At 46.3% G+C, this 393-nt stretch carries 1 protein-coding gene; it reads left to right on the plus strand.

The window, feature by feature from the left end; all coding sequences use genetic code 11:
- Nucleotides 1-49: 49 nt before the first annotated feature.
- Nucleotides 50-393 (plus strand): HAD hydrolase family protein (locus NE664_15350; GenBank protein MCQ4728008.1); only part of this gene is annotated, 344 nt, incomplete at its 3' end.

A 393-nucleotide genomic window follows, 5' to 3' on the forward strand; every position in this document is an offset into this window, starting at 1 on the left:
CGATGATGTTGGTACCATTATAAAAAATGCGGAGACCATTCACAGGCCTTTGTCACTTGCCACAAAAGACAGACAGGCGGCAAATGGAAAGGACGATGATCTAGTGGAGTATTATGGTTTTGCAAACCGTGAAGTGGAGGTTGCGGATGATTTTGAGGAAGTGGCAAAAGAGGAAGTATACCAGATCATGCTGGGATGCCGTGAAAGAGACCATCTTTCCCTGCTGAACGGTGTGCACCGTGCCAAAATTGCAGCCTGGTGGGACCGGGCCGTGGATATTATCCCTGCCGACGGCGGAAAAGGCATTGGGATTGAAAAGGTACTGGAATATTATCATTTAAATCAATCAGAGGCGATGGCCTTTGGAGATGGAAACAATGATATTGAAATGTT

The organism is Anaerotignum faecicola (assembly GCA_024460105.1).
Taxonomy (GTDB): domain Bacteria; phylum Bacillota; class Clostridia; order Lachnospirales; family Anaerotignaceae; genus JANFXS01.